Source organism: Paraburkholderia sp. MM6662-R1, assembly GCF_050436245.1.
Lineage (GTDB): Bacteria > Pseudomonadota > Gammaproteobacteria > Burkholderiales > Burkholderiaceae > Paraburkholderia > Paraburkholderia tuberum.
Map to the genome: position 1 here is coordinate 378,754 of NZ_JBNDLV010000003.1, position 26,219 is coordinate 404,972.

Sequence of the window (26,219 nt, forward strand, 5' to 3'; positions counted from 1 at the left end):
GCCGAGTCCATTCCCTGCATGAAAACGAAGCGAAGGCCCGTCGAGTCACGTTGGTGCTTGCGGCTTGCCGGACAGTGCTGGCGTGCACGATCCCCAATTTCGTCTCCCATCTACCTCACAACCGCATCAGATCAGGCCATGGCTGTAGGGACTTCGGCGGCTTTGGAGACCAATGACCTGAAACGAGACTGCAGGAGGTCATGAAATGGAAGTCAAGTCACTCATCGCTTATCAAGGACCCAATATTCATGCCCATTTCCCGGTCATTCGGTACACCATCGATCTGGGGGTGCTTGAAGAGTGGCCAACCGGGCGCCTCGGCCAAGGCTTCATCGATCGTCTCCTTGGCTATCTGCCCGGCCTTCGGGAACATGGCTGTTCCTATCAAGCCCCCGGTGGGTTCGTGCGGCGCATGGTCGAAGGCGAAGGAACGTGGCTGGGCCATGTCATGGAGCACGTAGCGATCGAACTGCAGAAGGTGGCAGGCTCGGATGTGAGTTTCGGCAAGACGCGCGCCGCTGGGCCGCGCGGGCATTACGACATAGTCTACGAATACCTGGACGAGGATGTCGGTCGGCAAGCCGGAGACCTTTCCCTGGCCCTGCTCGAGCACCTCCTTCCTGAAGACCTGAAGCTGAAGCCGGAGCGGAACTTCGATGACGCTTTCGACTTTGAACATGAACTGGATGAACTCATCCGTTATGCGCGGAGTTGCGACGTTGGACCTAGCACTGCCGCATTGGTGAGCGCCGCCATGAAGCGCGCGATTCCATGTACGCGCCTAAACCGCGGGAGCCTGATACGGCTCGGCTACGGTCGCTTCCAGAAAAGCATCAAGGCTTCGCTCACCAGCGAGACCCGTCAAATCGCAGTAGACCTGGCTTCGGACAAGGGGGAGACCAACCGGATCCTGCGTGACGCGGGCCTGCCGGTGCCGAGGCAGCGCAAGGTCTATAGCGCCCGCGACGCCGTCCATGGTGCGGAACAGATCGGCTATCCCGTTGTGATCAAGCCATTGGACTCTAATCACGGACAGGGAGTATCCGTTGAGGTTACTACCTCGGAGCAGGTGGAGCTGGCTTTTGAGAGGGCTCAGGAGTACAGCGAGGCAGTGCTCGTCGAAAGCTATATACCGGGGTCTGATTACCGCATGCTGGTCGTCAATGATCAATTGTTGGCAGTTGCCAGACGCATCCCCGCACATGTGTTGGGCGACGGCGTTCACACCATCGAGGAGTTGGTGGAAGAGGTCAACCAGGATCCACGCCGGGGTGCGGGACATGAAAACGTGCTCACCCGCGTGGAGCTCGACGGCGTGGCAGAACGCTTCCTTGCTGACAAGGGTTATGGTCCCAAGACGGTGCCTGTGGCGGGCGAGATCGTCTACTTGTGTGCCACCGCCAACCTTTCCACCGGCGGCACCGCCATCGATGTTACCAATAGCGTGCACCCGGACAACCGGGAGATGGCCGTCCGGGCCATCAGGGCCATCGGCCTGGACGTCGGGGGAGCTGATTTCATTACCACGGATATCTCCGCGCCATATCGTGAGACCGGCGGGGCCATGTGCGAGGTGAATGCTTGCCCGGGTCTACGGATGCATCTGGCGCCCACTGAAGGCACGCCCAGGGACGTTGCCGCACCCATCATCGATATGCTGTTTCCACCCGGTGCTCCCAGCACCATCCCCATTGCCAGCGTTACCGGCACCAATGGCAAGACCACCACCTCACGCATGCTCGCTCATATCATGAAGCTGGCGGGGTACACGGTGGGTTTGGGCACAACCGATGGCATCTATGTCGACGGACGGTTGACTGTGAAGGGTGACATGACCGGAGTGACGTCCGCCCGCATGATTCTTGCGGACCGTGCCGTGGATGCCGCCGTACTGGAAACGGCCCGGGGCGGCCTGCTGCGGCGGGGGCTGGGCTATCCGGAATGCAGCGTTGCGGGCTGCCTCAATGTGACCGCCGATCACCTGGGTCTGCGCGGGGTCGAAACCGTGGAGCAAATGGCGGAGGTCAAGCGCATCGTCATCGAGGTGGCGAAGGAGATGGCCGTCCTCAACGCTGACGACACCTTGTGCCTGAAGATGGCGGATCATAGCCACGCAAACCGCTTGGGCTACGTGACCATGAATGCTGGTCACCCTTTGGTAAATGAGCACGTCCAGGCGGGAGGCGTGGCGGTCGTGCTGGAGGAACAGATAAACGGCCACATGGTCTGCCTGTGGGACATCGGTCACCGTTTTCCATTGTTGTGGACTCATGTGATCCCGGCCACGGTGCAGGGACTCGCACTCCACAATGTGCAGAACGCGATGTTCGCTGCGGCCCTCGCCCACGGCCTCGGGATCGATCTCGAGAGCATCCGCCGTGGTCTACGCACCTTTGACAACACCTTCCTCCAGACCCCCGGTCGCCTGAACATCTACGATCAGCACCCCTTCAGGGTGATTTTGGACTATGCCCACAACCCCGCGGCCGTGAAAACCATGTGCGGCCTGGTAGACCGGTTGGGAGCCGAGCGTGCGAAGATCGTTTCGCTGACGGTTCCAGGGGACCGCCGTGACGAGGACATCCTGGAGATCGGCCGTATCGCGGCGGGACACTTTGAGCACTACATTTGTCACAGGGACAGTGACTCGCGTGGGCGGGATCACCTTGAAGTGCCGGAAATGCTGCGAGAGTCACTACGCAAGAATGGAGTCGGGGCAGAGCAGATCGAGGTCATAGCCGATGAGCAGACGGCGAATCAGTCGGCGCTCGAAATGGCCGGGCCTGGCGACTTGCTCCTCTTGTTGAGCGAAGACTACACCCGTGCCTGGGAGCAGATCGTGCGTTTCAGGCCGAATCCGCAAACAGGGCACGCCATTGACAGAAGGCCGATCCCGGCCAGGATCCGTCTGGACGACCTAGGCGGGTTCAAGTGGGAGAGTAGTAGCATGGAGATCATCCGTGACGAGCGCGGCGTGCGGTTGGCGCGAGAGATCGAAGACTGAATGAGTTTTCGCCGTGGTTACGACGATATGCCAGGCGGTCGCAGGCTGACCTGGTGACAGGGCTTCAGGGCGGATGACGCATGAAGTCCATCCTTCATGGAATACCTTGGAGAGTCAAAATGGATGAGAAACAGAAATTTCTTCTCTACAACGATAACGACGACACGCTGGATGCCTCCTCGAAGCGGAGGATGGCCGTCGAAATCGCCTTGGACCTGATACGTCATGAAGCAATGTGCGGGTCTTCGCGCAATTCCTTGGATTCTAATCTAAGGCACCTCTCGGACTTTGCCGATTTTATTCAAGAGGCCTTGAGAGGTGGTGAGCACGAAGACTTGAGAGGCAGTGAGCGAGAAGACCTCAGAGACAGTGAGCGAGAAAACCTCAGAGGCAGGGAGCGAGAAGACCTCAGAGGCAGGGAGAGGGAAACGTCGAGAGGCCGGCAGCATTAGCGATCTTGGTGGCTTGTGCGCAAAAGGCGCAGCGCACACCATCAAGGAGTTCTGTTGCGGTCTCAAGCGCCGCTTCGACAAGACTTGGAGAGAATGGGTCGGGCTATGCCCGGCCCGTACCTCATCGATCACAAGGATCCGGGGGATTTGTGGTCACCTCGATAAAGCCGCTTTTTGCAAAGAACATCACCTCTATAGATAGCAACGAGGAAGATGCGATCTTCGTCGTAGATCCGGAGCTTGGGGCTCTTGGCAAAATTGACGTTCGGACGGGATTCTTTCAAGGTGTTGTCAACTTCAGGAGCTTCAACGAGTTCAACGGGGCAGGCGCCATATTTATGCGACCGGATGGCATTATAAATTATTCGCATTTTAATAGAATCTATGCGATCGGGATAGAAAATGGGATGGTCTATGAAGTTATGGACACCATCACAATCAATGAGGCAAAAGATGTTGTCGGTCTATATTGGAAAGAGGGTAGATATTACGTGGCTGACAGTAGCGGGATCTTGTTCATTCTGGATGGGGATCGGCCAATACGGTCAGTGGATGTGGGCAATAGAATAAACGACATTACCTTGCATGGGGATCGCCTCTTCATATTGAGTGACATTAGTCGGGCCATTTATATATACAGTCTTGACGGGACTCATTTGGCATCGCTGACGACGCCCCATGAGGGGGCGTGTGGAATAGCTTCAGTTAAAACATCAGATATAGAAAGATCTGGCATCTATATATACTACAATCAGAAAAGTTGGGACGTCTTTGATGATGCGAGCGCGAAGCCGGATGTCGACAACAGTCCAAACATAAAACTCAACCGGAACATTTCAGATGGATTTATAGAGAAACTTGATTATAAAATAATTGGGCTTGGTATGGCTGGAAATTTCGGGCTTTCGGATGGTTACGAAGTGGAATTTTCTTATGCCGAAATGCTCAAGCCTGTCCATGATATTCTGGAGAGGATCAAGGGCGTCAAGATGTGCGTCAGGTTGTCGATTCCGGTCGAGACGCGAAGGCAGAAGGTGAAATCAGTAAAAATTATTGGAGATGTTCCTGGGGTTATAAGAAGGGACGAAAGCGGCAACGAGATTGCGGAATTCGATTTCAGGGGCGTTGAGCTTGATAAAGAACGCCGTTACTTCGGCTACTGCGCCGTAATTGAACTATATGGGATAAGGTTCAAGTTGAATGCCCCGGATTCAGGTTATCCAGAGGAAATTAAGACACGATTTCTTAAGAAAGAGCTCAGGTACGATATGGATAGGCAAGAGTTAAGGCGCATTGCTGAGGACCTGATTTCGGCGATCCCGAGAAAAGAGCGCGGAAATGTAGTCAAGATTGCGAAAACCGTGCGTGAATATGTTTATAGCAGATTGGCGTACCGCTACAACAACACGTATACAAGTCCCGTTGAGACCTTGAGAAGCGGCGAAGGGACTTGCGGGAAGTACATGGAGCTGTTGATAGGATTAATGAGGCTTTGCGGGGTGGCATGCAGGCCGGTCGGGGATTTCAAGGTTCCCGAGTACAAACTGAGATATGCAAGGGTCAACTCGGTCTGTGTGCCGGATTATGATCATGCGTGGGTAGAGTTCTATGTCCCCGCGGTAGGATGGGTACCTATGGAAAGCTCATCGGACAATCTGCCGGAAAGGCACGAAAGGTTTTTTGGCGCTCTGTCGTGGATCTATATAGAAAACAGCAGGACGGAAAAGATGTGCGAGATATGCAGGCCCGACTCCTGGGAAAAGGTCGGTAACGATCTGATGTATTCGGACTTTTTTGTACCTGACATTCAGATCAAGATTCTCCGGGAGGCTTCGTTGCACTAGTCGCTCCCTGACGGGATGAATGCGAAATTAGCTCCTTATGCTCGCCATATGCGCTGTTAAATCATACAGGCTGCCTTCAACCAGTATGTCTAGGTGCAGGCCAACTACGCTTACTGGGGCATGGCGGCGATCCGGATGTATGGCGGAGTGTTGCAGTTGGGAGGGGTCCACAATGGTGATGCCGCCGCTGCCCAGAACCTGCAGCCTATGATCCGGACCGATAAAGGCGGCGGTGTCTTCATCCAGGCCGATGCCGATGGCAAGTGGGTTGTAAGTCAAGGCCATGAGCAGACGCCCGAGACGGTCCTGGTGGCGAAAGTGCTGATCGATGATCAACCGCTCGATCAGGCCCAAGCCCGGCGCTAATTGAACAATGTCAGCACGCGGCGTAGTGCCACTCTCACCGGCCGCAATCATCTGCCCGGGCAGGAACGCTGCGCCAGCGGAGGTGCCGGCCACGTGCATACCGTGTGCATTCCGGTTGCGAATTTTCTGCGCCATCGAAGTACCACCTAGCGTCTCGGAAAGATGGACCGGGTCGCTCCCCGTGAGGAAAAGCCCGTCGACAATATCGAGCATGTCCAGGTTTCGCTTCGCCTCGCAGTCGGTTCGGGTCTCAAATTTGAGGGCACTGACCCGATCCCCCCCCAGATCACGGAACGCCCTTTCATAACGGCGGCCGGCGTCCTTGGTCGCGGAGCCCGTAAGGATGATGCCGATATGCGCGCGGGAGCCGCCGCAAATCTCGATGAAGCGGCGCAGGATGGCAGCGTTTCGTATTAGCCTTCCATCGCCCCCGATGGGGACGATAAAGCCTCGTGTACCGCCAATGGGCGCCTTTGCACGACTCAACTTTCACTCCGATAGAGTGGCCAAATCTTGAAGTAGCCCAAGTCTCGTGCAGCCACCACGTAACCCACTTTTCCGGCCGGAGCTTTGTGGCTGCCAAGCTTGAATCAGCTGACGTCTTATCTTCCCGTCTTCGAGGGGTTGACGCATGATATGCGATTTTATATCGGCAACCGGAACGTGGAGCGGGGCAGCACAAATACGCGCTGCCCCGCTTCGTGGATGATCCGCTTTTGCCTCTTCTAGCCGATCAGATCAGAGCAGTAGCGTTCGATCCACTGGGGACGTAACTCCGCGCAGACAACGTACCGCCTACCAGGCTATGCGTCCCGAGATGATACATATTGCCATCAACCAGGATATGCAGACGTATTCCGGTCAAGCCTACCGGGTCGTCATGGCGAACGGAATCAGCTGCAGAGTTGCGCAGATTCGACCCGTCGATGATGGTGACGCCGCCGCTACCTACCACCTCCAGCATTTCGTCTGGACCGATGAACGCAGCCGTATCCTCGTCCAGCCCAATGCCCACCCCAAACGGGATGGAAGCCACTGCCGTGAGCAGGCGTCCGAGCCGATCCCGCTGACCGAAGTGTTGGTCGATAACAAAACGGCTGATGAGCCCCAAGCCTGGTGCCAGGTCGACCATCCCGGCGCGGGGCGTGGCCCCGCTCTTCCCCCCGGCAATCATGGCAGCTGACATGGCGGAGGCCCCGGCCGAGGTCCCGGCTACGTGCATGCCGTGTGCGTTACGGCTATGAAGCTTCTCCGCCGCCGGCGTGTCGCTCAGCATCTCGGCGAGGCGTACCTGGTCGCCCCCGGTCATGAAGACCCCGTCGGCGCGATCGAGCACCTTCAGGTATCTGTCCGATTCGCAGTCGCGGCGTGTCTTGAATGGCAGGATACTGACTCGGTCAGCGCCGAGATCGCGGAACACCGACTCATAGAGATCCCCCGTGTCATCCAGCGAGGAGGCAGTGGGGATGACCGCAATGTGCGCGCGCGACCCACCGCAAAGTTTCACGAAACGGCGCAGAATAACCGGGTTCTGAACCCGATTTTCCGCGCCGCCAATAGGGATAATAAAGCCTCGCGCGGCACCCTTCGGCGATCTTCCGGAACGCATACCATTCACTCCTTCTCAAAGCTTGACCGGCGACCTGGCGGTCCGCCCTAGGCACGACAATCGCAGCTATCTGCCCGATGATTCGAGCAGCGCCACAACCGTGCTGAATCAGGTCGGGCAGCACCTTCGTGGGCGCTGTGAAGCAACCCGCGAACCTGAAGCCTGCAGCAATAGTGGACAGGTAGGGTTTGCATCTTCCTCGCGTCACACAAGATCTGCGCCTGCCCACACCTTACAATATTTTAAAGCAAAAAATGCACCAACGTTTTTGTCCGCATGGGTTGGTGCGAACCCTTGGCGCACATCGCGATTGCGAACGAGCTCGCGAGAACTTCGGCCCGCCGCGGAAGCGCGTCAATAGCATATGCACGCAATAAGTGCATATTTGAACCGAAGTGGTGCGATGCTGACGCATCGACTCAAGTATTGCAGGCGTCGCTTGGCGCCGGAGCGTCGCAATTCGTCTGTTACCAGCCGACGTACCCGACAGATCAGTCAAACGCCAGCCACCCGGGGCAAATCCTCTGTACACATTCGGCCGCTGCTCTTTGCGGCAAGCGTGACTGTTATTGGGTCGGGAGTGCTCCCTCAGTATTTTCGGAAGTGGACGTCGACGTCACGGCGCCGGTCGATCGTTGCCGGCGATCCGCAACCGTTCGGAAAGGAAAGGCCTACTTGCCCGCCGACGCAAAGGCGCGGATCACCGTTGAGTCCTGGAAGCTGCCGTTGAAGGGGCGAGGGATCCAGTGGCCGGATCGGGTCGACATGAGCCAAAGCGTATCGGGCAGTAGACGGCTCGAACCGGTCATTCAGCATGAGGAAATACCCTGTCGTAGGGCGTCCGGTCCAGGTCGGATAACTGCCGTTCAGGAATGACCGGAAAACTTGCTATAGAGGTTGGCAGGCCAGGCGGCCATGAGAGAATTCTTGCTCTTGCACTTGTCCTCATCGCCTCATGAAGATTCTCGAATACACAGGCCTCGACACTTCACGCGTCAAGGCCAGCTACGACAAGGTGTCCGCGGCCATCGCCCGCCACGACTTCCGGGCTGCCCAAGTCAAGAAGCTCGCCAATCTGAGCCACGGCAAGTTCTACCGGGCGAAGCTGGATGACGCCGACCGGCTGTTGTTCTCGCTGGTGCGCCACGGGGATGAAGTCTGCGCACTGATGCTGGAAGTGATCGCCAATCACGCCTACGATAAGTCACGTTTCCTGCGCGGCGCGGCGATTGACGAGAGCAAAATTCCAGACATCAGCGCTGATGACGCCATCAGGGAGGCGCAAGCTCTACGCTACCTTCATCCCGAGCGTACCGGCATTCACCTGCTCGACAAACCGATCTCGTTTGATGACACGCAGGAGACCATTTACCGACAGCCACCTCCCTTGGTTGTCGTCGGCAGCGCTGGCAGCGGCAAGACCGCACTGACGCTTGAAAAGCTCAAGCATGCCGAAGGTGAGGTCCTCTACGTCACTCACTCCGCCTTCCTGGCGCAGAGCGCCCGCGACCTTTATTACGCCAACGGTTTCGAGCATGGCGCTCAGGATGCCGTATTTCTGTCCTACCGGGAGTTTGTCGAGTCGATCCGCGTTCCGGCAGGACGCGAGGCTAGCTGGCGCGACTTTGCGGGCTGGTACTCGCGTATACGGCAGAACTTCAAGGATGTCGATGCCCACCAGGCTTTCGAGGAGATTCGCGGCGTGATTGCCGCCGGGTCGGGCGGTGTCCTGTCGCGCGACGAGTATCAAGCACTGGGGGTGCGTCAATCGATCTTTCCCGTAGAACGGCGCGACCAACTCTACAATCTGTTTGAGAAGTATCGCGCCTGGCTGGCCGAGGCAAAGCTCTACGACCTGAATCTGGTCGCCCAGGACTGGCAAGCGCTGGCTGCGCCGCGCTACGACTTCGTGGTTATTGACGAGGTGCAGGACATCACCACCGTGCAACTCGCGCTCGTGCTGAAAACCATCAAGAAGCCTGGCCATTTCATGCTCTGCGGGGATTCCAACCAGATCGTCCATCCCAATTTTTTTTCCTGGAGCCAAGTCAAGAGCCTGTTCTGGAAGGACCCGAAACTGGCCGAGCGGCAGGAATTACGCGTGCTAACGGCCAACTTTCGCAACGGCCTGGAGGCCACTCGCGTTGCCAATCAGTTGCTCAAGATCAAGCAGCGGCGCTTCGGCTCCATCGACCGGGAGAGCAACTTCCTGGTCCAGGCCGTCGGCGGCGAGACCGGCCAGGTTACGCTGATACCCGACAAGGACGCCACCAAGCGCGAACTGGACCAGAAGATTCGCCAATCCGCCCAGTTCGCCGTCCTGGTAATGCGCGATGAGGACAAGGCCGACGCCCGCAAGCACTTTGCCACGCCGCTGTTGTTCTCGATCCACGAAGCCAAGGGTCTCGAATACGAGAACATCGTGCTCTACCGTTTCATCTCGGATCACCGGGGCGAGTTCAACGACATTGTCGAGGGCATCGCCAAGACCGATCTGGCGGTCGAGACACTGGATTACAAACGCGCTAAAGACAAGAGTGACAAGTCGCTCGAAGTCTATAAATTCTTCGTCAATGCCCTGTATGTAGCGCTGACGCGCGCCATCAAGAACATCTACATGATCGAGTCGGACACAGGGCATGATCTGTTCGGGTTGCTGGATCTGATCGTCGGCCAGACCAGGATCGAGGCCAGGCAATCCACGCTCGAAGACTGGCAGAAGGAAGCACGCAAACTTGAACTGCAGGGCAAGCAGGAGCAGGCGGAGGCCATCCGCCGCACCATCTTGAAGCAGGTCCCGGTGCCGTGGCCGGTGTTCGATGAGGCCAAGGTCAGGGAACTGCTGATCAAGGTCTTCCGCGAGCAGTCTCCGGGCAACAAGGGCAAGCAGCAACTCTTTGACTATGCCGCCTGCTTCGATGAACCGCAGCTCGCCGAGTGGCTGGCAGTCGAGGCGAAATTCGAGCAGGCACGAACCTTTGATCAGCAGCGCGCGGTGTTCGCCCGCAAGAGCTACGTCCCTTTCTTCGCCAACCGCTTCAAGGACATCCTCAGGCAGTGTGACCAGCATGGCGTCGATCATCGTCTGCCAATGAACCAGACGCCGCTGATGGCCGCAGCTGCTGCAGGAAACGTGGCGCTGGTGGAAGCCCTGCTGGAGCGCGGTGCCGACCGCGATGCCGTCGATCACTATGGTCACAATGCCCTGCACTGGGCTTTGCGTCAGGCATTTGGCGATGCAAAGTTCGCTGCTGGCCCGCTGGCGGCAATCTATGAATGCCTGGCTCCGCCCTGCATTGATGTCAGAGCGGGCGATCGCTTGGTCCGCATCGACCGGCATCTGTCTGAATACTTTCTGTTCCAGACCCTGTGGGTATTGTTCAAAGCACGATTCAGCAAGATACGAGGCAATACAGACAGCGCGTTCCAGACCCAAATCATCCTCGATGCCTGGCAACACTTACCCGCTAACATCGCGCGGCCTGAGCGCAACAGGCGCCAGCATCTTTCTGGCGTGCTGGCGAGGAACGAAATCGACAGAGACTATGCCTACAATAGATCCCTGTTCCTGCGCGTATCCACCGGGCGGTACCAGTTCAATCCCAAACTCGCTGTGCGTCGCCGCCAGGGCGAAGAAGAAAACTGGGTCCCGATCTACACGGCGCTCAACCTCCCGTTGATTAGCGAGTTTGCCTACAACGACGGCTGGATCAGCACCTGGGACAATATCGACAAGCTTGTGGTCCTTGCTGGACTACCTGAACGAACCACACCCATCGCGGCTGAACGCTTCGCCGAACGGCAAGCGGCCAAAATCAGGGAGCTGGACGAACGCAGAGCCAACCAACTTGCTGCCAAAGCACGCATTCGTGCAGCCGCCGAAGCCACCCAGAACAGAGCACCGCGATGGGGAACAAAGGAAGCTAAACGGCTTGAAATCGAACGTGTGAAACAAGAAATCGAAAGACGAAAGAAGGGTTGACTTGCCGATATTTCTTTGGGGCGGCTTTCGGCCCATCAACTGTCGTTCGCTCAGCGATCCGGGCGGACATTCGACGATCCGCTTCGCTCAGTTAAGGGACGTTTCGTCCAACATTTGGTTGGACCCATCACCGGCCATAGCGGTCGGTTGCCGATCGGGCAGCGTGCGGCGGCAGCAGGTCGCTTTATTCCCCCGATCCGCTATCGCCGATCACGGGAATAGTGAACTGAAAAGTCGCGCCGTATCCGGCATTGTTCTCTGCCCACACCCGCCCACCATGGGCATCGATAATCGAACGGCAAATAGAAAGCCCCACACCCATACCTTCGGGCTTCGTAGTGAAGAACGGATCGAATAGCCGATCGGCGTGCTGCAGGTCAATTCCTGTCCCGGAATCTTGCACCGAGACGATCACATAGCCGTCGTCGCTGCGCCACGACTTGATCGTCAGTTCGTGCGGCCGGTCTTCGATCGTGCTCATTGCCTGGATACCGTTTGTAATCAGATTCGTAATGACTTGTGCCAGTTGGATCCGATCGCCAAGCACCGCCGGCAGTCCCGGAACAAGCATCGTCCGCAACGTGATGTTGTACTTCAAGACCTCGCGCTGGAGCAGTACCATGACGTCACTGATCAGCTCGTTGATTTCCAGTCGCGTCATCTCAGGGGCAATCCGCTTTGCGAGCATGCGGACGCGCCTGACGATCTCGGTCGCGCGTTGTACATCAGTAAGTATGCGTTGCACGGAGGCTCGCACTTTTTCAAGGTCGGGTACGTCCCGGTCGATCCATCGCAGGCACGCGGCACCATGGGTGGCGACCGCTGCGAGAGGCTGGGCGATTTCGTGGGCCACCGACGCGCCCAATTCGCCGATCGACGTCAAACGAGACACCTGTTGCAGCGCCTCTTCGATCCGCTTGCGCTCGGTGATGTCGGTGCCCGTTTCGAGGGTCGCGATCGGTCGCCCCTGTTCGTCTCGCACCAGGGCCCAACGGCTGGCCACTGCGGCTTCCGACCCGTCGCGCCGGGTATTGACGATCTCGCCTTCCCAACGGCCCGTTTCAATCAAAGTTTTTTTGATGTCCTCGAGTGCTGCAGGAAAACGCGTGTGAAGCAGACGGTCGGCAACGTGGCCGAGCGCCTCGTGTTTCTTCCACCCATAAAGCGCTTCCGCGCCGCTGTTCCAGTAGGTAATTACATCGTCCATATCGAGAGCTACCACGCTGTCGTGGGTAAGGTCGAGAAGCTGTGCCTGCTCACGATGGACCGCTGCCAGTTGGCGAGTCCTATGCACGAGAAAGGTGACGACGAACGATGTTACAAAAAAGGCGGTCAACACTACGATGTCCTGCTGGGCATCTACCCGGAAGGTAAATAGTGGCTGTGTAAAGAAAAAGTTGAGGCAACCAACAGCGATCACCGAGATAGCTACCGATGAAACGAGGCTGCCCATCAGTGACACCAGCAAGACCTCGATCAGGTAGACGAACCCAACTACCGCGACGCCGGCTCCCAAGCGAAAGCAAACCCAGGTCGCGATCGCTATGCTGATAGCGCCGGCGAACAGGATCGCGGCAACGGAGCGCGATTGAACGATCCCGTGGGTCGTTGTGGTTGCGTGCATCCCCCGCCAGCCATCATTCGCAAGGAGATCCTTCATTCGGTTTTTCCCCTTTGAACGGCAAGTCGAAGCGCTGACTCGCCCTCTCGGTCAAGGGACACGGCAAACCATGTGCTCGTCGGACGCGGTAGTCGCAAAGTCTGGGAAGCGCATGAACAAGGTTCCCGGCCCCACGATGTGCAGCAGACAGGCATGATATTCGAGCGAAGTCAGGGGAGCTGTCCGCTCGCCGGCGCACAGCCCTGATGATAGATCAGGATTGACAGGACGGTCCTCCCGGTTCTGGTGCAAACAGTGAATGTGATGGGTTAGAGTGCTGCTTCCCCGATCTCATGATTCGATAATGAGCAAGCTTAAAAACATGGGCGATCTGTTCTCAGGCCGTCACTTCAACCGCGATGTGATCATTCAGTGCGTGCGCTGGTATCTACGCTACAAGCTCAGCCTGCGTGATCTCGTCGAGATGATGGCCGAGCGCGGCCTGTCGCTCGCCCACACAACGATCCTGCGTTGGGTGAAGCGTTACACGCCGGAGTTCGTCAAGCGCTGGAACCGGTTCGGCACGCCTGCGGGAACGTCGTGGCGCGTCGACGAAACGTACCTGAGAGTCCGCGGTAAATGGGTCTATCTTTATCGGGCAGTAGATCGGGCGGGCCAGACGGTTGACTTCCTGCTCAGGGCGAAACGCGACGTGAACGCGGCCAGAGCCTTTTTCAACAAGGCAATCAAACATCAGGGGCGGCCGCCGCAAACCATTACACTCGATGGCTATGCCGCCTCACACCGTGCTGTGCGCGAGATGAAGGCCGACGGCCTGATGCCAGAGGGCACGAAGGTTCGATCTTCGAAATATCTCAACAATCTGATCGAACAGGACCATCGCCACATCAAGTCCCGGACCAATGCCATGCTCGGCTTCAAGCGTTTCAGGAACGCCGCGATCACTCTGGCCGGCATTGAGTTGATGCATCGCATCCGCAAAGGCCAGTTCAACCTCGCAAAGCTCGGCCTCAAAGATGCCACTGTACCTACCGTATGGAATGCGGTCCTGTCTTATCGATAAGGTATCGTTTTTATCGAGACCTTCTCGTCCAGACAGCCTATTTGCACCAGAACCGAGGAATCTCGCTTCCTTCGTGGAAAGCTTGTGAGGTGAGGGTGAAGGCCATGGTGCGCTCCTCGGCGTCAGCCCGCGCCGCCAGCTAATGCTTGCGATGCATCCAGCTCATATGATGCGTGTCGAGCCACTGACTCAGGCTCTCTCCCGGGTGATCGTGCCTGTAGCGCCTGGACAAGGCCGATGCAACGACAACGAGAACCACAAGGCCAACCCAAAAACTGATCATTGATTGAGCCATGGCAGCCTCCTTGGGGAATGCGACTATCCCTAAATTGTAGTCATTGGCGGCCGAACTGGCTCAACTCGAAAAGGCGGTTTACAGCCTGAACGGCCACGTCAATGATCCTCCCGATCTCCAGCGTGCCGAAACCCGTTTTTGCGTGATCGCCACCGCATCTGTTGCAGTGCGGCACTCCCCAATCGACCCAATATGCGGGACGACCCTGGATTGCCGCGCCGCTGCGCTCCCCCTACCATCAACTCCCCGCGCCATTGCAGCGAGCGCGCCATCGGCAGGCGACGTCAAAAGCGAGTGCTTCAGCCAACACAATCCATACAGCACCTACTCAAGCTATCAGGAGGCAAGCATGCTCAGCGCCCATGAATTTGCGACATTGATGCTGGTCAGGGATTCGGCTGACCACATTGCCGAGCGGGAAGAACTCGATACGCTGCTTGAACGTCAGCTCGTCACCATGGAGAGGCTTGCCGGCGGGGCAGTGCGACCTCGCGTGACGCAGGACGGCGATTCGCTCCTTCGTAACCTCGCGCGCATTCACTGAGAAGTCGAAACCTGCCGGCTGTCGGCTGGGACTCGAGCGAGCAACTAGCCTCAACCGGCGAACCGCGAAGTACCGACGAGCCCTCAAATCTTCGACTTCCTCGTAGTCGCCGGGGTGGAATGCCAAATTCCGCATGGAAAGTACGATTACCCCTTGAAGGGCGCCTCGAAGACATGAAGACATGAAGACATGAAGGCTGAAGGCTGAAGGCTGAAGGCTGTGCCCGGAGACCGCGCCAGATAGTTGCACCAAAGCCCCGGAAAGGCACTCTCTAGCTGACGAAGGGCAGCTTCTCGTCGCGCGCAGTCGCGAGCATGGACAGCGTGATCTTTCGCACCTCGAGCTTGCTTTGCGTAATGTGAGCGCGCAGCAGGATGGCAGCCTCGCCAAACTTGCCGCGATCGATGAGATGGAGCATCGCCGAATGCTCGTCGTACGTCGCGCTCGTGCGATGCGCCTTCACAAAATCGAGCCGCCGCACGATGCGGATGCGCTCGGTCACTTCGTTGTGCACGCGCAGCATCTCATTGTTGCCGGCAGCACTCACGAGGCCGCGGTGAAAGCCCTCGTCGAGCACGAACATCGTGGCCGGACGGCTTTCGCGTTCCCGTTCGTCAACGCACCATACGGCTCGCAACGCATCCATCGCATCGTGTGGCGCTCCCGAGAGCCGCTCGAGCGCCGCCAGTTCGAGAACGATGCGCAGGTCATACAACTGGTCGAGTTGATTGAAGTCGATATCGCAGACTTTCCAGCCGCGCCGGAACCCCACCTCAAGATAGCCTTCGCGCGCGAGACGGAACAGCGCATCGCGCATGGGCGTGCGCGACACGCCGTAGTGTTGGGCAATGTCGTTTTCGGAAAAGCGGTCGCCGGGAAACAGTCGAAAACTGAAGATGTCCTGCTTGATGAGCTGATACACCTGCTCGGCGAGGGGGTTTGCGCTGTAGGTCACCTTCGTGCCGGATGCTGCGGGTGCTTCGGCGGCGGCTTCGGTCAAGTCGTCCATGAGTCAGGTATCGATAAACGTCGAGAGTGGTGCGGCGCGTCGGTGCAATGGTGGGCGACGGGGGCCAACTTCCTATTATCCGCCCTTAAACGGGCTCGATGAGGCTCACGTGCGCCGCCACGATCGTCCAGCCGCCGAACATATCGTTCGCCTCATGCAGCCGCGCCCAGGTCTGCATCTGGCGGCCCGTCAAAGGCGTGGTGTCGCTCGTGAACTCAGTGCTCACCGTCGCGTAGTCGCCGCCAAACGTCGTCACCACGGTGCGGTGCAAGCGCCGCGAGCGGGGCACCGGCACGCAGGTTTCCCGCCAGCGGAGGATCGCGTCGCCACCATGCTGGATTTCGGCGATGCCATAGCGCACCGTTTCGGGTGCGTCCCAGAACAGGGCGTTCATCGTCTCGACGTCGTTGTCGACCAGCGCTCGCTCGTAAGCCTCGAAAGCTGCCGCGACCTGCGCGACGATCTCGGGCCGGTTCACTTCCATCGTCATCAGTCTGCCCCCAGCAGGGCGTCGAGTGGAGCGGTCCAGCCGACGATGCCGCCCTGCGAATGAATCATTGCAATCGTCGCTTCGCGAAACGCCGGTATGTAGCTTGCCGTCGCGTCCTCGACCAGTAGACACTCGTAGCCCCGATCGTTGGCCTCGCGCATCGAAGTCTGCACGCAGACCTCGGTCGTCACGCCCGCGAACACGAGATGCGTGATGCCTCGTATCGACAGTTCCTCGCCGAGCTGCGTTGCGTAGAAAGCGCCTTTGCCGGGCTTGTCGATGACGAGTTCTCCATCGATCGGCGCGAGCGTGTCGATGATCGCGTTGCCGGGCTCGCCGCGCACGAGGATGCGGCCCATCGGTCCTTCGTCGCCAATGCGCGCATCTGGCATGCCGCGCATGCGTTTGGCCGGGGGGCAGTCGGAGAGGTCGGGTGTATGCGATTCGCGGGTGTGCACGACCTGCCATCCCGCCGAGCGCGCATGCGCGAGCAGCCGCGCGACGGTCGACACGATGCCTGAAAGCAGCGATACGTCGTTGCCGAGCGCCTGGCCAAAGCCACCCGGCTCGATGAAGTCGCGCTGCATGTCGATCACGATGAGCGCCGTATGACGCGCGTCGAACGTGAACGGCGCGGGCTTTGCGCTGGCGATGGTTGTCATCGCGACATTTCTCCGTTTGCGTTGTGTATCGTTCGCGCGCCGCTCAGGCGCTTGCGTGCAGCTCGGCCGGCTCAGCCGTCTGCGGCCTGGCTTCGTCGCCATGGCCCGCCATGTAACGCCCAAGCACCACTCGATCCGCCTCGTTTGCTGCAGTCTCGTAGACGAGACGTCCCTCGGCCATCACCACGATCCGGTCGGCAAGCTCGAGCAGTTCGTCGAGATCTTCGCTGACGAGCAGCACGGCCGCACCGGCATCGCGCGCCGCGAGAATGCGGGCGTGGATGTCCGCGACGGAGGCAAAGTCGAGTCCGAACACAGGATTCGCGACGATCAGCACGTTCACTGCGTGCCCAAGCTCGCGAGCCAGCACGGCGCGCTGTACGTTGCCGCCCGACAGCGAGCCGATGGCGCGCTCGGGCAGTGGAGGCCGCACGTCGAATTCGGCGATCAGCCGCTCGGCGCGCGAGCGCATGGCGCGACGATCGAGCCACCATCCGCCGCGCCGCAGCGGCGCGCGGTCGAAATCCCGCAGCGCCATATTCTCGGCCACGCTCATGCCTGCCACGCAAGCATTGCGCAGCGGCTCCTCGGGAAGGGCGAACACGCGCATGCGTGTCATCTCTACGCGCGTCGCGGCATAGGGCAAACCTTCCACGGCCATCGCGCCCGACTGGGCCTTGCGCTGCCCGACGAGCGCTTCGATCAGTTCCTTCTGACCGTTGCCGGAGACGCCCGCAAGCCCGAGGATCTCGCCCGCGCGCACGCTCAGCGACGCCTCGCGCACGGCAGCGTGCCCACGCTCGTCGACGACCGAAAGGCTCGATAGCGAGAGCCGCACCGGAGCGTCGGGCGAGTTCGGCCGGCGCGCAAGCCTGAACTCATCGGTGTCTTCAGCGGCGCCCTCACGCGTTTGCGCGCTTGCGTCGCTGCCCATCATCCAGGCGGCCAGCCGGTCGCGGTCGGTGTCGGCCACCGCGCAGGTGCCGACGAAGCGGCCCTTGCGCAATACCGTGACGTTGTCCGAATAGGCCATTACCTCGCGGAACTTGTGAGTGATCATCAGCACCGTGAGGTCACCGCGCGAGGCAAGCGTGCGCATGAGGCCGAGCACTTCGTCGGCTTCCTGCGGGGTGAGCACGGAGGTGGGCTCGTCGAGAATCAGGAAGCGCTGCTCCAGATACAACTGCTTGAGAATTTCCAGCTTCTGCTTTTCTCCCGCCGCGAGTGACGAGACCGGCGCATCGAGTTCGAGGCGAAACGGCATGCGGCGCATGAAGGCGTCGAGCGCGTTGCGCTCGGCCGCCCAGTCGATCTTCCATGACAGGTTGCCGCGCGCAAGGAGCAGGTTCTCCTCGACGCTGAGCCCCGCCGCGAGTGTGAAATGCTGATAGACCATGCCGATGCCGAGCGCTTGCGCATCGCGCGGGGATGCGATGCGCACCTCGCTTCCATCGGCCACAATCGTGCCGCGATCGAGCGGGCCGTAGCCCACGAGCCCCTTCACGAGCGTGCTCTTGCCTGCTCCATTTTCGCCGAGCAGCGCGTGAACCGTCCCGGGCGCAACCCTGATCGAAACGTCATCGAGTGCGCGGAACGTCCCGAACGACTTGCTCGCGCCGATTACCTCGACGCCGAGCGCGCGTGTCGCGGTGATCATGGTCACTGCTCCAGGGCAGCGACGAGCGCCGCCGAACTGGACACCGTGCCGAACACGCCGCCCTGCATCAGGACCATGTTCAGCGCAGCGTCATGGTTGCCCTTATCGGTCGCGCCGCAGCAGTCCGCGAGCAACGTGCATTCGAAGCCGCGGTCGTTTGCTTCGCGCATCGTCGTATGGACGCAGACATCCGTCGTGATGCCCGTGAGCACGAGATTCGCAATGCCGCGCGTGCGCAGGATCAGTTCGAGGTCCGTCGCGCAGAATGAGCCTTTGCCAGGCTTGTCGATGATGATTTCGCCCGGCAGTGGGGCGAGTTCGTCGATGATTTCCCAGCCCGGCTCGCCGCGCACGAGTATCCGGCCGCACGGTCCCATGTCACCGATGCCAAGGCCGTTCGTGCCCGCCTGGCGGCTGCGCCAGCGCTTGTTCGCCGGCAGATCGGACAGATCCGGCCGATGCCCTTCACGGGTGTGGATGATCGTGAAGCCGAGTTCGCGCATCGGCCCCAAAACGCGCTTGATCGGCTCGATCGGGGCGCGCGTGAGCGAGAGGTCGTAACCCATCTTGTCGACGTAGCCGCCGTAACCGCAGAAGTCGGTCTGCATGTCGATGATGACGAGCGCCGTGTTGTCGGGGCGCAGGTTCCCGTCGTAGGGCCAGGAATAGGGACGGGCTTCGATGGTACGGGTCATGTCGATTCTCCGGTCGCGCGCTACGCGAGCGCGGGCGATTCTGGATTCGGTCGGTCGGAAGCTGTGCGCGCTCAGCGCGTCAGGCTCAGCTCGCCGGGTGCGCCCGCCAGCGTGCGATCCGGCCTGCAGTTGATGATCATGAGCGCGAGCGTCAGCACGTAAGGGGCGGCGTTGAAGAGGTAATAGCCGCTGGTCACGCCGATTGCCTGCAGGGCGGGGCCAAGCGCTCCGGCAGCGCCAAACAGCAGCGCGGCCCAAAGACAGCGCAGCGGCTGCCAGCGTGCGAAGATCACGAGGGCGACGGCCATCAGGCCTTGCCCGCTCGACAGTCCCTCGTTCCAGCTGCCGGGATAGACGAGCGAGAGATAGGCACCGCCCACGCCCGCGAAGAAACCACCCACCGCCGTCGCGATGACACGTATCCGCGTAATGGGATAGCCCATTGCACGCGCGCTCTCGGCGTTCTCGCCGACGAGCCGCAGCGTCATGCCCCAGCGCATCGAGCGCAGTCCCCACTGCAAAGCGACGGCAAGCACGACGCCAATCACGAAGAGCAGATTGATATGCAGGGCGTTGTGCACTTGCTGCGAGGCGGCCCACGCGCCGAGATCGATCGACGGGAGCATCGCTGCCTGCGGCTCGATGAACGGCTTGCCGAGATAGAACGCCAGGCCGGTGCCGAACAGCATGAGCGCGATGCCGAACGCGATATCGGAAACACGCGGCAGCGAGCAGACCAGCCCATGCAGGCAGCCGAGCACCAGACCGGCCGCCGCCGCAGCGAGCACGCCGATCCACGGCGAACCCGAGAGATACGAGCCCGCATAGCCGCACATGGCGCCGGAGACCAGGATGCCTTCGAGACCGAGATTCACGCGGCCGCCTTTCTCGGTGAGGCACTCGCCGAGGCTCACGAACAGATAGGGCGTACTCACGCGAATGGCCCCCGCAAAGAGCGAAATCAGCAGTACCGCAGCGGGCGAATGAAGGTCAGACATGGCGGGTACGCTCCAGTGAAGCAGACGAGGTGTCGAGCGCGACGGCCTGAAGTTTCACGCGCCAGGCGGCAAGACGGGGAGCAAGTGCCTCCCAGGCCAACAGGTTCGCGAAAAGCAGCCCTTGCAGCACGAGCGTGGCGGCGTCGGGCAGCTCGAGGTGACGTTGCAGCAGACTGCCGCTCGCCTCGATGCCGCCGACCATCAGGGCGCACACGATCACGGCGAACGGATTCTGGCGTGCCGCGAATGCGACAAGGATGCCCGCATAGCCGTAGCCCGAGAGCAGCGACGCATTCGCGCTGCCTTGCACGGCCGCAACTTCGAACATTCCGGCAAGTCCCGCCGATGCGCCGCCTAGCGCGCAGGCGGTGAGCGCGAGCCCGCCCACGGGCAGGCCGACGAGGCGCGCCGTGTGCACGTTGCCACCCGTTACGCGCATGGCGAAGCCGAGCGTGCTTTGGCGCACGAGCACCCAGGCAGCGAGACACGCGAGCACGCCCCAGAAGAGGCCCCAGTGCACGTCGAGTCCCGGCAGCGAGCCGATGGTCATGGCGTCGGGGAGGGGCAGCGTCGACGGTTTGTTGAGACTGGCGGGATCGCGCAGCGGCCCTTCGACGAGAAACTTGAAAACGGCGATGGCGATATACGACATCAGCAGGCTGCTGATGGTCTCGTTGACACCACGCCATTGACGCATTGCGCCCACTGCGCTGATCCACAGGCCCCCCGCGAGCATGCCTGCAATCGCCATCAGCGGCGTCGCGACGATCCACGGCGTAGCCTGCGGCAGGCACTGCGGCACGACGGCGGCCGCGAGGCCGCCCAGCGCGAGCGCGCCCTCGCCGCCAATCACGATCAGGCCGACCTGGGCAGGCAGCGCGACGCACAGAGCCGTAAGCATGAGCGGTGCGGCGCGCAGCAAGGTGTTCTGCCATGCGAACGACGAGCCGAACGCACCTTCACCAATGAGACCAAGGGCCTGGATGGCCGGCTGTCCCTGCACGAGCAGGAAGATGCCGAAGATCGCCAGAGTCGCCACGATTGCACATACTGTCGGCAACCCAGGCAACAGCGCAAGCAGCAGGCGCGCGAGACTTGCAGGGAGCCTTCGCGACGGCCCGTGAGCGGGAGAAAGGGATGCGGACATCAGGACTCCTGGCGAGGACGCTTCCGGTCCTCAGATCTGGCCGACCACACCGGCAACCAGATAATTCATGCTTTCGAGCGCGATATCGGTCTGTGCGTAGCTCGTGCCGGCCGCAATGGCGCTGCCGCCCTTGTTGTCCTTCATCGGTCCCTTGAAGATGACGTAGTCGCCCGCGACCATCTTCGCCTTCACGGTGTCGGCTTGCGTGCGGGCATCGGGTGTCACCTTCGCGCCATACGGAGACATCTTCACGAAGCCTTCGCGCAGACCGCCGCGAAGAATGTTCGGCTGCGGCTTGCCCGTCTGCGCGTTTGTGACGAGCAGCTTGTAGGGCGTCGCCCAGTCCCATTCGGCGCCCGTCAGATAGCCCTTCGGCGCCAGCGCCGCCTGGCTTGCGTGGTAACCGCAGCTCATCGCGCCGCGTTTCTCGGCTGTCTCGATCACGACCTTGGGTCCGTCCACGTGACACGTGAGCACGTCGCAGCCCTGATCGACGAGGCTGTTGGCGGCCTCCGCCTCCTTCACCGGCATCGACCAGTCGCCCGTGAAAATCACGTGCGTGGCGATAGACGGATCCACCGACTGCGCGCCCAGCGTGAATGAGTTGATGTTGCGCAGCACCTGCGGAATAGGCTTGGCCGCGACGAAGCCCAGCTTCTTCGTCTTGCTCGCATGGCCTGCCACGACGCCGTTCAGATACTGGCATTCGTCGATATAGCCGAAGTAGCTGGAGATGTTGGCCGGATTGCCGCTCTTCCAGAGACCGCCGCAGTGGGCGAAGCGAACCTTCGGATATTTGGCTGCCATTTTCAGCACATGGGGATCGAAGTAGCCGAACGAGGTCGCGAAAATGAGCGTCGCACCGTCCTGCTCGATCATCGCCTCCATGGTCTTTTGGGCGGCGACGGTCTCGGGCACGTTTTCTTCCTCGACGACCTTCACGTTCGGCAGCTTCTTGATGACAGCCGCAGCTTGCGCTTGTGCCTGGTTGTAGCCGTAATCGCCGCGCGAACCGACGTAGATGACGCCGACCGTAAGCGGCTCGGCACCGAAAGCGAGGTCGAATGGGAGCGTGCTGCCGAGGGCGAGGGCGCCAGCGCCCTTGAGAAAATCGCGACGGTTTGTCATGGTTGGACTCCTCGTGAGTTCAATGCATATATTCAGAATTGCCGATCGGATTGGGCTTGCGTTCCGGCCGCCGTTGCGAGCCATGCACGCCAGCCGCCGAATGCAGTGATGTCGTGTGCGCCGCTGCCTGGTGCGACCGCCGAGGGCTCGCTGATAAAGCCCTTGACGATGAGTCCATCGGCTGTCTGCACGCTGCCGATGCCGAGCGGCGCCGGCACGTGGGCAACGAATGCGCCGAAGCTCACGCGCGATATCCAGACTTCGGGGCGACAGGAGGCTTCGATCCGGGCGATCACCGTGTCGACGATGTCGCGAGGCGTCGTGCTTTTGGTGGCGTCGGATTCGAGCAGCGCTCGAACCTTGAAGAAGGCGTCGGGAAGCATGAGTTCAATCTTGAATACAAGTTTGAGCTCATGCTTGCAGCAACTGTGCCAGGCAGAGGACGTTGGCAGGAAGTCCTTGCCCGGCAACGATTTTTACATTGGCGTAGACGCTGGTACTTGTCTACCCGTGATCCAGTGTGGGTCGCGATTGGTTTGGGTTGGTGCACGTGTCCCGCTCATCGTGCACCAACCAGAGGGAAGGGCGCGAGCGGTGGTTAAGGCACTCCTGGCCGAAGCGAGGAAGCCTGGCGAAGACCATTACCACCGGCTCGGAGAGGAACTGGACGGGCATGACGGCCCGCCGCCCCGCGAAGTTCACAAGTGGGTGTGTTCGGGCGGGCGATACGAAATCCATCTCGAAATAAGACCCGCATATGCCCAGCCCGTGCCACCATCTTCGTGCTCCGGGATTGGGACACAAGGCAAGACCGCTGATCAACGGGCGTGACCAGCCAGTCACTTTCCAAAGCTGCACGATCGGGGCACAAAAAAGAAAACGCCCGTGTTATTCACACGGGCGTTTCCGTGGCCCCGCTACCGCGCCCCAATGAACGATTTCTCGTCCGCTTCTGCATCAGGGGCCGGCTTCCGCGCGGCTCTCTTCAAGTATAGGGCGCTTGGCGGGATATCCAAGTCGGCGAGACCAGATTTTTGCACGGAACGCGAGCGGATGATTCAGACGTTTGAGTACTCGCGCCGCCTCTGGACTCAACGCCGTCATTGAGCTTTCAGCCGTTCATGCCGTTCGGTACATGAAAGCGACAACCTTACTGCAAAGCCGGCTGGGTATTGCCGCTTGTTGGACATGTTAGCGCTTACATTAACGCGGAAAACAGCGACCGGGGCAACGAGACAATGACGTCATCAGGGAAACTCCCTAAACGATTCATCGGACCGGCGATCGCGCTCCGCTCGCCCGCAGGATCATGCTCACCACTTCTTCCGTCGTAGCCTCGAAGCGCTTCGTTGAGAGCGCGCGTTTGCCCGAGAGCGCGCATATTTGAGCCTCGAAATCGGCGTAGTGCTGCGTGGTCGCCCAGATCATGAAGAGGAGCGTCCGAGGGTCGACGGGCGCGAGCAACCCTTTGGCTATCCATCGCTCGATCAGCTTCACGCGTGTGTCCATCCACGGCTTCACGCGTTCGAGCAGGATCTCTTGCATGTGCAGCGCCCCGCTGATTATTTCGTTGGCCCACACCTTCGATCCAAGTGGGCGGCGCCGTGACAGGGCCATCTTGGCGCGCACGTAGCCGCCAATCGCCTCGACCGGATCGTCGCTTGCATCGAACAGGTTGGCGGCGGCGTTCCATTCCTCGAACACATCGTCGAGTACGCGCCAGTACAGCGCCAGCTTGGTCGGGAAGTAATAGTGCAGATTCGCCTTCGGTAAACCCGCGCGCTCGGCGATCAGCGCCGTGCTCGCGCCTTCGAATCCGCGTTCGGCAAACACGGCTTCGGCACAGGCGAGTAGATGGGATTCATTCGACGCACGAATGGAGGCTTTGCGCCGCTGTGGCTTGTGCGATGTATCGGCGGCTCGTTGCGCCTGCACGGTGCCGCGCGTCGCGAGGGGCGCGGCTCGCGTGGTGGGTTCGTCGTCGCGCATGTTCGGTCCATTCGGAAGAGAAAAGGAGCGCGGCGGCGCGCGCATGCCGGAATCATTGTAGCCACGATGCAAGTGCGCCGCGAATTCACCGACGTCAGGAGAAACGCGCAGCACGGACGCCTGGTTTTTTTCACGCACTGCAGCATCAATGGCACGCTTCTCGCTCGTAACTCCGCATTGAATTCGCGAAGTTTCTCGTCTAAAACCTGTCCAATCGGACAGGATTCGAAGGGCTGGGTTTCAGGGGCAGCGCAGTGCCATCGAGACGTGCACCGTCGTGGTCCTTCGCGCCCCAACACGGTGGCATGCATGCACGTTTGACAAGCACGGACAGGAGAACACGCATGAACGCAGTAAGCGAAGCCGCGCTGACGACCGCGATCCACGTGAACGGTCAGCGATTGTGGGACAGCCTGATGGAGATGGCCAGGATTGGCGCCACGCCCAAAGGCGGCGTGTGCCGTCTGGCGCTGACCGACCTCGACAAGCAGGGCCGCGATCTCATCGTGCAATGGGCGAAAGAGGCGCGCTGCACGATCAGTGTCGATCAGATGGGCAATGTGTTTATGCGCCGCGCGGGGCGCAACAACGACCTGCCGCCCGTGATGACCGGCTCGCACGCGGACTCGCAGCCAACCGGTGGGCGCTTCGACGGTATCTATGGGGTGCTCGGCGGCCTCGAAGTGATTCGCTCGCTCAACGATTACGGCATCGAAACCGAGCGCCCTGTTGAAACGGTGATCTGGACCAACGAAGAAGGCTCGCGCTTCGCGCCGGCGATGGTCGCCTCGGGCGTATTTGCGGGTGTGTTTGCGCTCGAGTACGGACTGTCGCGCAAGGACGTCGACGGCAAGACCATCGGCGAGGAATTGCAGCGCATCGGCTACGCGGGCGCGTTGCCGTGCGGCGGCCGCAAGATTCACGCGGCGTTCGAACTGCACATCGAACAGGGGCCGATACTCGAGGCCGAAAACAGGACGATCGGCGTGGTCACCGACGCGCAAGGTCAGCGCTGGTACGAAGTCGTGCTCACGGGCCAGGAGGCGCACGCGGGGCCTACGCCCATGCCGCGCCGCCGCGACGCGTTGCTGGGCGCCTCGCGCGTCGTGCAGCTCGTCAACGAAATCGGCCTGCGTCATGCGCCGCTCGCGTGCGCGACGGTCGGCATGATGCAGGTGCATCCGAATTCGCGCAACGTGATTCCGGGCCGCGTGTTCTTCACCATCGATTTTCGCCATCCGCAGGACGAGGTGCTGGCGCAGATGAACGCCGAGCTGCGCGAAGGCATCGCGAAGATAGCGGAACAGGGCAAGCTCGAAGCCGACGTCGAGCAGATTTTCTACTACGCGCCCGTGCCGTTCGACGAGGCGTGCGTGAAGTCCGTGCGCGCGGCGGCCGAGCGCTTCGGCTATTCGAATCGCGACATCGTTTCGGGCGCAGGTCACGACGCGTGCTATCTCGCGACGGTCGCGCCGACCTCGATGGTGTTCGTACCGTGCATCGACGGCATCAGCCACAACGAAGTCGAGGACGCCACGATCGAATGGATCGAAGCCGGCGCGAACGTGTTGCTGCACGCCATGCTCGAACGCGCGAGCGAGCCCGGCTGACGCAATCTCGATCGAACGCAAGCGGTCTCAGCGCCGCGCTGTCTTTCCAACGAT

At 60.3% G+C, this 26,219-nt stretch carries 20 protein-coding genes; 7 read left to right on the forward strand and 13 right to left on the reverse strand.

Annotated features, from left to right (window positions below):
• The first annotated feature begins 205 nt into the window (after nucleotides 1-205).
• The 3 genes from cphA to OKW39_RS24335 all read left to right on the forward strand — a co-directional run bounded on the left by cphA (nucleotide 206) and on the right by OKW39_RS24335 (nucleotide 5,300).
• Nucleotides 206-3,004, forward strand: a complete 2,799-nt coding sequence (cphA, locus tag OKW39_RS24325) for a cyanophycin synthetase (RefSeq protein ID WP_429563897.1) — start codon at nucleotides 206-208, stop codon at nucleotides 3,002-3,004.
• A gap of 119 nt (nucleotides 3,005-3,123) precedes the next feature.
• On the forward strand, nucleotides 3,124-3,456 hold the full coding sequence (locus OKW39_RS24330) for a hypothetical protein (protein WP_090811465.1): 333 nt from the start codon (nucleotides 3,124-3,126) through the stop codon (nucleotides 3,454-3,456).
• 149 nt (nucleotides 3,457-3,605) lie between these two features.
• Nucleotides 3,606-5,300 (forward strand): transglutaminase domain-containing protein, encoded by a 1,695-nt coding sequence (locus OKW39_RS24335; protein WP_429332389.1) that lies wholly within the window; start codon nucleotides 3,606-3,608, stop codon nucleotides 5,298-5,300.
• 27 nt (nucleotides 5,301-5,327) lie between these two features.
• Here OKW39_RS24335 and OKW39_RS24340 read toward each other — a convergent pair whose 3' ends face one another.
• Both OKW39_RS24340 and OKW39_RS24345 read right to left on the reverse strand, forming a co-directional pair.
• Nucleotides 5,328-6,152: a cyanophycinase gene (locus tag OKW39_RS24340; protein ID WP_429332388.1), complete on the reverse strand. Its 825-nt coding sequence runs from the start codon at nucleotides 6,150-6,152 to the stop codon at nucleotides 5,328-5,330.
• 247 nt (nucleotides 6,153-6,399) lie between these two features.
• Complete coding sequence (locus OKW39_RS24345; RefSeq protein WP_429332387.1) at nucleotides 6,400-7,275, reverse strand: cyanophycinase; 876 nt, start codon at nucleotides 7,273-7,275, stop codon at nucleotides 6,400-6,402.
• A gap of 955 nt (nucleotides 7,276-8,230) precedes the next feature.
• Between OKW39_RS24345 and OKW39_RS24350 the strand changes: the two genes are divergently transcribed.
• Nucleotides 8,231-11,257: an ankyrin repeat domain-containing protein gene (locus tag OKW39_RS24350; protein WP_429563898.1), complete on the forward strand. Its 3,027-nt coding sequence runs from the start codon at nucleotides 8,231-8,233 to the stop codon at nucleotides 11,255-11,257.
• Between the two features lie 184 nt (nucleotides 11,258-11,441).
• Here the strand turns inward: OKW39_RS24350 and OKW39_RS24355 are convergent, their stop codons facing one another.
• Nucleotides 11,442-12,917, reverse strand: coding sequence for an ATP-binding protein (locus OKW39_RS24355; protein ID WP_429563899.1), 1,476 nt, complete (start codon nucleotides 12,915-12,917; stop codon nucleotides 11,442-11,444).
• Between the two features lie 304 nt (nucleotides 12,918-13,221).
• Between OKW39_RS24355 and OKW39_RS24360 the strand changes: the two genes are divergently transcribed.
• Entirely contained in the window at nucleotides 13,222-13,941 is a 720-nt protein-coding gene (locus OKW39_RS24360; RefSeq protein WP_429563900.1) for an IS6 family transposase, read from the forward strand.
• A 644-nt stretch (nucleotides 13,942-14,585) separates the two neighbouring features.
• Nucleotides 14,586-14,780 (forward strand): hypothetical protein, encoded by a 195-nt coding sequence (locus tag OKW39_RS24365; protein WP_184054110.1) that lies wholly within the window; start codon nucleotides 14,586-14,588, stop codon nucleotides 14,778-14,780.
• Between the two features lie 271 nt (nucleotides 14,781-15,051).
• Here OKW39_RS24365 and OKW39_RS24370 read toward each other — a convergent pair whose 3' ends face one another.
• From OKW39_RS24370 to OKW39_RS24415, 10 genes are all read right to left on the reverse strand, one after another.
• Nucleotides 15,052-15,789, reverse strand: coding sequence for a GntR family transcriptional regulator (locus OKW39_RS24370; RefSeq protein WP_429563901.1), 738 nt, complete (start codon nucleotides 15,787-15,789; stop codon nucleotides 15,052-15,054).
• A gap of 85 nt (nucleotides 15,790-15,874) precedes the next feature.
• Nucleotides 15,875-16,273, reverse strand: coding sequence for an oxalurate catabolism protein HpxZ (hpxZ, locus tag OKW39_RS24375; protein WP_090811898.1), 399 nt, complete (start codon nucleotides 16,271-16,273; stop codon nucleotides 15,875-15,877).
• A gap of 5 nt (nucleotides 16,274-16,278) precedes the next feature.
• On the reverse strand, nucleotides 16,279-16,941 hold the full coding sequence (locus OKW39_RS24380; protein WP_429563902.1) for a cysteine hydrolase family protein: 663 nt from the start codon (nucleotides 16,939-16,941) through the stop codon (nucleotides 16,279-16,281).
• 43 nt (nucleotides 16,942-16,984) lie between these two features.
• Nucleotides 16,985-18,598 (reverse strand): ABC transporter ATP-binding protein, encoded by a 1,614-nt coding sequence (locus OKW39_RS24385; protein WP_429563903.1) that lies wholly within the window; start codon nucleotides 18,596-18,598, stop codon nucleotides 16,985-16,987.
• A gap of 2 nt (nucleotides 18,599-18,600) precedes the next feature.
• The gene (gene biuH, locus OKW39_RS24390) at nucleotides 18,601-19,293 is read right to left on the reverse strand and encodes a biuret amidohydrolase (protein WP_090811211.1); all 693 of its coding nucleotides are present in this window, start codon (nucleotides 19,291-19,293) and stop codon (nucleotides 18,601-18,603) included.
• A 71-nt stretch (nucleotides 19,294-19,364) separates the two neighbouring features.
• The gene (locus tag OKW39_RS24395; protein WP_429563904.1) at nucleotides 19,365-20,291 is read right to left on the reverse strand and encodes an ABC transporter permease; all 927 of its coding nucleotides are present in this window, start codon (nucleotides 20,289-20,291) and stop codon (nucleotides 19,365-19,367) included.
• Nucleotides 20,284-21,438: an ABC transporter permease gene (locus OKW39_RS24400; protein ID WP_429563905.1), complete on the reverse strand. Its 1,155-nt coding sequence runs from the start codon at nucleotides 21,436-21,438 to the stop codon at nucleotides 20,284-20,286. The genes OKW39_RS24395 and OKW39_RS24400 overlap by 8 nt, the downstream gene beginning before the upstream one ends.
• 30 nt (nucleotides 21,439-21,468) lie before the next feature.
• A complete protein-coding gene (locus OKW39_RS24405) occupies nucleotides 21,469-22,566 on the reverse strand; it encodes a BMP family ABC transporter substrate-binding protein (RefSeq protein ID WP_184033153.1) in 1,098 nt (365 codons plus the stop codon).
• Nucleotides 22,567-22,598: 32 nt separating this feature from the next.
• Complete coding sequence (locus OKW39_RS24410) at nucleotides 22,599-22,949, reverse strand: allophanate hydrolase-related protein (protein WP_429359926.1); 351 nt, start codon at nucleotides 22,947-22,949, stop codon at nucleotides 22,599-22,601.
• Nucleotides 22,950-23,835: 886 nt separating this feature from the next.
• On the reverse strand, nucleotides 23,836-24,555 hold the full coding sequence (locus tag OKW39_RS24415; RefSeq protein ID WP_090811902.1) for a TetR/AcrR family transcriptional regulator: 720 nt from the start codon (nucleotides 24,553-24,555) through the stop codon (nucleotides 23,836-23,838).
• A gap of 344 nt (nucleotides 24,556-24,899) precedes the next feature.
• Here OKW39_RS24415 and OKW39_RS24420 point away from each other — a divergent pair, with 344 nt between their 5' ends.
• The gene (locus tag OKW39_RS24420) at nucleotides 24,900-26,165 is read left to right on the forward strand and encodes a Zn-dependent hydrolase (protein WP_184054146.1); all 1,266 of its coding nucleotides are present in this window, start codon (nucleotides 24,900-24,902) and stop codon (nucleotides 26,163-26,165) included.
• Nucleotides 26,166-26,219 lie beyond the last annotated feature (54 nt).

What these genes read in the sequence shown, in the direction of transcription:
- cphA (WP_429563897.1), top strand. Translation starts at nt 206, where the DNA reads ATGGAAGTCAAGTCACTCATCGCTTATCAAGGACCCAATATTCATGCC.
- OKW39_RS24330 (WP_090811465.1), top strand. Translation starts at nt 3,124, where the DNA reads ATGGATGAGAAACAGAAATTTCTTCTCTACAACGATAACGACGACACG.
- OKW39_RS24345 (WP_429332387.1), bottom strand. Translation starts at nt 7,275, where the DNA reads ATGCGTTCCGGAAGATCGCCGAAGGGTGCCGCGCGAGGCTTTATTATC.
- OKW39_RS24350 (WP_429563898.1), top strand. Translation starts at nt 8,231, where the DNA reads ATGAAGATTCTCGAATACACAGGCCTCGACACTTCACGCGTCAAGGCC.
- OKW39_RS24355 (WP_429563899.1), bottom strand. Translation starts at nt 12,917, where the DNA reads ATGAAGGATCTCCTTGCGAATGATGGCTGGCGGGGGATGCACGCAACC.
- OKW39_RS24360 (WP_429563900.1), top strand. Translation starts at nt 13,222, where the DNA reads ATGAGCAAGCTTAAAAACATGGGCGATCTGTTCTCAGGCCGTCACTTC.
- OKW39_RS24365 (WP_184054110.1), top strand. Translation starts at nt 14,586, where the DNA reads ATGCTCAGCGCCCATGAATTTGCGACATTGATGCTGGTCAGGGATTCG.
- OKW39_RS24370 (WP_429563901.1), bottom strand. Translation starts at nt 15,789, where the DNA reads ATGGACGACTTGACCGAAGCCGCCGCCGAAGCACCCGCAGCATCCGGC.
- hpxZ (WP_090811898.1), bottom strand. Translation starts at nt 16,273, where the DNA reads ATGGAAGTGAACCGGCCCGAGATCGTCGCGCAGGTCGCGGCAGCTTTC.
- OKW39_RS24380 (WP_429563902.1), bottom strand. Translation starts at nt 16,941, where the DNA reads ATGACAACCATCGCCAGCGCAAAGCCCGCGCCGTTCACGTTCGACGCG.
- OKW39_RS24385 (WP_429563903.1), bottom strand. Translation starts at nt 18,598, where the DNA reads ATGATCACCGCGACACGCGCGCTCGGCGTCGAGGTAATCGGCGCGAGC.
- biuH (WP_090811211.1), bottom strand. Translation starts at nt 19,293, where the DNA reads ATGACCCGTACCATCGAAGCCCGTCCCTATTCCTGGCCCTACGACGGG.
- OKW39_RS24395 (WP_429563904.1), bottom strand. Translation starts at nt 20,291, where the DNA reads ATGTCTGACCTTCATTCGCCCGCTGCGGTACTGCTGATTTCGCTCTTT.
- OKW39_RS24400 (WP_429563905.1), bottom strand. Translation starts at nt 21,438, where the DNA reads ATGTCCGCATCCCTTTCTCCCGCTCACGGGCCGTCGCGAAGGCTCCCT.
- OKW39_RS24405 (WP_184033153.1), bottom strand. Translation starts at nt 22,566, where the DNA reads ATGACAAACCGTCGCGATTTTCTCAAGGGCGCTGGCGCCCTCGCCCTC.
- OKW39_RS24410 (WP_429359926.1), bottom strand. Translation starts at nt 22,949, where the DNA reads ATGCTTCCCGACGCCTTCTTCAAGGTTCGAGCGCTGCTCGAATCCGAC.
- OKW39_RS24415 (WP_090811902.1), bottom strand. Translation starts at nt 24,555, where the DNA reads ATGCGCGACGACGAACCCACCACGCGAGCCGCGCCCCTCGCGACGCGC.
- OKW39_RS24420 (WP_184054146.1), top strand. Translation starts at nt 24,900, where the DNA reads ATGAACGCAGTAAGCGAAGCCGCGCTGACGACCGCGATCCACGTGAAC.